The organism is Bacteroides sp. 1_1_30 (assembly GCF_020982715.1).
In the GTDB taxonomy this organism is placed as follows: domain Bacteria; phylum Bacteroidota; class Bacteroidia; order Bacteroidales; family Bacteroidaceae; genus Bacteroides; species Bacteroides xylanisolvens.
In genome coordinates, this window is the sequence record NZ_JAJKHN010000168.1 from 1 (window position 1) to 3,937 (window position 3,937).

General features: G+C 49.3%; 9 protein-coding genes and 1 pseudogene. 9 read left to right on the forward strand and 1 reads right to left on the reverse strand.

Going from position 1 to position 3,937, the window contains the following annotated elements:
- The 5 genes and pseudogenes from LPH68_RS25640 to LPH68_RS25660 form a co-directional block, all read left to right on the forward strand.
- Positions 1 to 348, forward strand: a pseudogene (locus LPH68_RS25640) (hypothetical protein); the annotation flags it as partial.
- The gene (locus LPH68_RS25645; protein ID WP_149949479.1) at positions 345 to 581 is read left to right on the forward strand and encodes a hypothetical protein; all 237 of its coding nucleotides are present in this window, start codon (positions 345 to 347) and stop codon (positions 579 to 581) included. The pseudogene LPH68_RS25640 and the gene LPH68_RS25645, both read left to right, overlap by 4 nt.
- 5 nt (positions 582 to 586) lie before the next feature.
- Entirely contained in the window at positions 587 to 865 is a 279-nt protein-coding gene (locus LPH68_RS25650) for a hypothetical protein (protein WP_130061775.1), read from the forward strand.
- A 30-nt stretch (positions 866 to 895) separates the two neighbouring features.
- Positions 896 to 1,201: a hypothetical protein gene (locus LPH68_RS25655; protein ID WP_149949480.1), complete on the forward strand. Its 306-nt coding sequence runs from the start codon at positions 896 to 898 to the stop codon at positions 1,199 to 1,201.
- Positions 1,202 to 1,450: 249 nt separating this feature from the next.
- Positions 1,451 to 1,750 (forward strand): hypothetical protein, encoded by a 300-nt coding sequence (locus LPH68_RS25660; RefSeq protein ID WP_149949481.1) that lies wholly within the window; start codon positions 1,451 to 1,453, stop codon positions 1,748 to 1,750.
- Here LPH68_RS25660 and LPH68_RS25665 read toward each other — a convergent pair.
- Positions 1,731 to 1,991 (reverse strand): hypothetical protein, encoded by a 261-nt coding sequence (locus tag LPH68_RS25665; RefSeq protein ID WP_149949482.1) that lies wholly within the window; start codon positions 1,989 to 1,991, stop codon positions 1,731 to 1,733. The two genes, LPH68_RS25660 and LPH68_RS25665, sit on opposite strands and share 20 nt — an antisense overlap.
- Positions 1,992 to 2,134: 143 nt before the next feature.
- Between LPH68_RS25665 and LPH68_RS25670 the strand changes: the two genes are divergently transcribed.
- The 4 genes from LPH68_RS25670 to LPH68_RS25685 all read left to right on the forward strand — a co-directional run bounded on the left by LPH68_RS25670 (position 2,135) and on the right by LPH68_RS25685 (position 3,844).
- Entirely contained in the window at positions 2,135 to 2,578 is a 444-nt protein-coding gene (locus LPH68_RS25670; RefSeq protein WP_149949483.1) for a hypothetical protein, read from the forward strand.
- Positions 2,579 to 2,599: 21 nt separating this feature from the next.
- Positions 2,600 to 3,250 carry a DUF3164 family protein gene (locus LPH68_RS25675; protein ID WP_008667116.1) on the forward strand — a complete coding sequence of 217 codons (651 nt, stop codon included), beginning with the start codon at positions 2,600 to 2,602 and terminating at the stop codon, positions 3,248 to 3,250.
- Positions 3,210 to 3,467, forward strand: coding sequence for a molecular chaperone DnaJ (locus LPH68_RS25680; protein ID WP_230297235.1), 258 nt, complete (start codon positions 3,210 to 3,212; stop codon positions 3,465 to 3,467). The genes LPH68_RS25675 and LPH68_RS25680 overlap by 41 nt, the downstream gene beginning before the upstream one ends.
- 107 nt (positions 3,468 to 3,574) lie before the next feature.
- Positions 3,575 to 3,844 (forward strand): transposase, encoded by a 270-nt coding sequence (locus LPH68_RS25685; RefSeq protein WP_149949485.1) that lies wholly within the window; start codon positions 3,575 to 3,577, stop codon positions 3,842 to 3,844.
- Positions 3,845 to 3,937 lie beyond the last annotated feature (93 nt).

Consider the following 3,937-nt stretch of genomic DNA (forward strand, 5'->3'; position numbering starts at 1 on the left):
GACATCCCCACCTTGAAGATCAGGCTCCGGCGTCATAAGAGTTTCAACATCGTGATCATTGACAGCTTCCAATACACCCAGATGACGTACCGTGACTATATCCGGCTGAAGGAGGAGTTTCCGGACAAGCTGTTTATTTTCATCAGCCATGCCCGCGGCAAGAATCCTAAAGGTGATGCGGCCACGAGTGTGATGTATGATGCAGACCTGAAGATATGGGTGGAGGGCTACGTCGCCTTCAGTAAGGGACGTTATCAGGGTTCCACCGGTGAATACACAATCTGGGAGAAGGGCGCCTATGACTATTGGAATGTGGCGGGGCCGAAACAGAAAGGGGGCCAGGCATGAGCAGGATAAAGAAACAGCTGGAGATCTGTCCTCCTGTCTATATGTGTAAAGGGACTAACCGTGAGAACTTTGTCAGTACCGGTCACAAGTGTGGTTACTGCAAGGGTAACGGCTGGTTCTGGGGAACGGAGGAAGGCAGCCGCGAGGATGTGCGGAAACCTTGTCCGGTCTGTGAAGGCAGCGGTGAACTGGATGCGGTTATAACAGTGGATTGGAAACCAACAAATAAATAATCATCATGGGAAAGAAGAAAACAATAGAGAATTGTGTGGGTACAGTTACTGTTTCCACCAGGATCCAGAACGGTGCCGTAACGACCACTTACCAGTTCAAGGCCGGTTTTGCCGCTCATGGCTGGACTGATAAAAGGGCTAAGGACGTTGTCCGGCAAATGAAGTCCGGTGTGAAAAATATGATTTTCGCGGATAAAGAACATTTCGGTATTACTGATACGTCCAAAGTGACATTTTACGGTGGTGTCAAGGTTCTTGAGTGCGATTATATTCTTGAAAAATAACATATTATCAACCATTAAAATTTTACTAAAATGATTACAGAAAAACAGAAAGAGGCAGTAATGGAACTCTGCCGGTATGTGGAGAACTTTTGTAAGGAGAACGGCCTTAGCCCTTTTATGAGTGTTGCGGCCAGTGAGGAGCATCCGGACGGGCTTGAGCAGATAGCCGGCTCAATCATTACCGGCAAGACTGAACATATTGTCGGCTCTATTTCCGGGGTTGTCAAAGCGAATAAGAATATTTATATGCTGCTTTCCGTGGGGCTTATGCAGGCCTACACGAGAAAGGCTGACATTAATACTATTCCGTCCGGTGAAAATTTGAATATGAACTGATGAATGACTATAAATGAACACGAGTGATAACCTGCACCAGCTCGGCCTTCCGATAGAGAGGTTGAGCAGCGTCCTTCTGAACTGGACATGTTTTGAGCCGCGTCGTCAGATGCTAATCAGTGCCTCCACAAAGACGGAGGGCTGGGCGATTGTCGAGACGCGGGATTCGCAGCTGGCCGCCGCCATCCTGAAGGATGTTCCGGAGGCCCGTCTGAGGGAACTTGATAAACCTGTAGTTACGATAGCATTATGAGCAACATATTCAAGAAATTCGAGGGCCTGAAGGTCCGTGTCCAGATCGTGAACGGTTTCGGTCTTCCGGTTGACCGCCACGGTTATGTGGAAGTTGAGGAGAACTGGGCCTATCTTTACGAGAAAGGCCAGAAGGGGAACAGATACATTATGGCGATCAACACCACCAGGAACAGTGTGGTGTCGGTTGAAGTGATTCACCAGGAACGGAATGTTGATGACCGAACCTCTGGTGAATCAGAAGGAAAATTCCAAAATGATACCTATCAGCAAGGTGTCATTTCTCTGGAAAAATGACATTCAGATTGAATTGTGCTATATAGCCACAGTTTTGGCAAAATCCAACGATGACCGGGATAAAATTGATGCCGTTATCAGCCCTTAATTGCACCCCTTCCCGTTGGAACGATAAAATTTGAGATTCACCTTTACCGAAGACAAAGTTTGTTCTTTGTTTACACATGGGACATTCATACGGTGAGCATTTCTTGTTGATTTCGGCCAAGATGGCATCAGCATTTTCTTCTGTAAATTTCATAATTGTAAAATTTAAAAGTGACAGACAAAAATAATGAATCAGGGTACGTTCTCCGGCATAATTGTAAAAGTTTTAAGTGACGTTTTAACTTCTTTTTTGGAGACGTACCCTTTTTAAAGGGATAATTTAAAACCAAGAAAGCCATGCAGATAGACATCAACACCCGTAAACGGTTAAACAAACCCGAAAATTATGCGGCGTTTTACAGTCTTTTGAACCGCCTTCCGACATCGGATCGTGAGGCACTGAAGGAAAGCATCGTTTCCCAGTACACGGGGGGACGTACCACGAGCCTGCGTGACATGACGCTGAAGGAATACAGTGCCGCCGTGGCCGCCATGCAGAAGCTGGTACCGCCTACCTACCAGGAACAGCTCCGGAAGATCCTCCGCCAGAAGCGCTCCGCGGTATTGCACCAGATGCAGTTGCTGGGCATTGATACGGCAGACTGGGACAAGGTGAACACTTTCTGCCTGGACAGCCGTATCGCCGGCAAGGAGTTCCGTGAACTTGACTGTGAGGCGCTGGACACATTGCAGGTGAAGCTGCGTGCCATCCGCCGCAAACGTGAGAATAAACAACAATAATAACCATCAATTTTTTTAGTTATGGACTTGAAAGAACAGTTAAAGAGCTTGTCCGCACAGGACAGAAAAGAACTGCTGAAACAGCTCCAGCAGGAAGAGAAGGAAAACAAGCGTAACCGCCGCGACGCTTATGAGGGGCTTCGCGCGCAGTTCATGCTTGAAGTGAAGAACAAGCTGCTCCCGGTCGTGGATGATGTGAAAGCGTTCCGTGACTGGGTGGAGAAAGAAGCTGCCGCCTTCCGTGCGGTGATGCGTGAATACGGCCAGCTCCGCAAGGACGAGCAGGCGAGTTTCACCATCGTGGACGGCGACATGAAGCTGGAGGTGAGAAGCAACAAGGTGAAGAGCTTCGACGAGCGTGCCGATCTTGCCGCCGAGCGCCTGGTGGACTACCTGAAGCGTTATGCCATGGGGCGCGAGTTGGGTACCGATGATCCGATGTACCAGCTCGGCATGACGATGATCGAGCGTAACCGCCAGGGTGACCTGGACTACAAGTCGGTGAGCAAGCTGTACGAGTTGGAGGACCGTTTCGACAGCGAGTACACGGAGATTATGGATCTCTTCCGTGAGAGCAACGTGGTGTACAAGACCGCGGTGAATTATTATTTCCATAAACGTGACGAGAACGGTGTCTGGCACCGTATCGAGCCTTCATTCTGCCGTTTGTAGTATGGAAAAGACGAAGAATATCGCGCCTCATGTAATGGCCTGCAAGAACTGTGAGGGCAAGGGCCGTGTTTTTTACACGGACCAGGGCGGTGCCCCTTCCTCCTCCCGTTGTCCTGTCTGTAAGGGCAGCGGACGTGTGAAGGTGCAGAGCAAGGTTATCACCCGTATCGAGCCTTTTGTTCCGGGTGAGGATGACACCGAACTGATGACCATGTGATTTTGTTCACACTCTAAACGGAAAAGCGCCGCATCCATGCACGATGCGGCGTTTTTTTATCAACATCCCCGGTTAAATGGCTAATTTTGCAGCATATACTTAACTTTATGGCCAAAGGACGAGACAAGACGCTTATAGAACTCCGTGATGAAGCCCTGTGCCGCCGTTACTATTACTGGACGGAGGTGCAGCGCCTGCGCTTTGATGACGCTTTGAAAGTGTTGTCCCGCCAGGAGTTCTTTATATCCGAGGAGCGGATCATGTCCATCATCCGGCGGAAATCACGCGAGGGAACAGACTGCAATCTGAAGCCTGTTCCCAAGGTAAAAGTCCCCCGTCTGACAGCCGTCCAGCTGGAGCTATTCCCCGTAAGATGACGGCATGGCCGATTCGTCGTGCAGTGTGAATGAGAATGTCATTTCATAGACCTTGATGTAATGCGGCATGGCATACGAGCGGCTTTTCTCGCG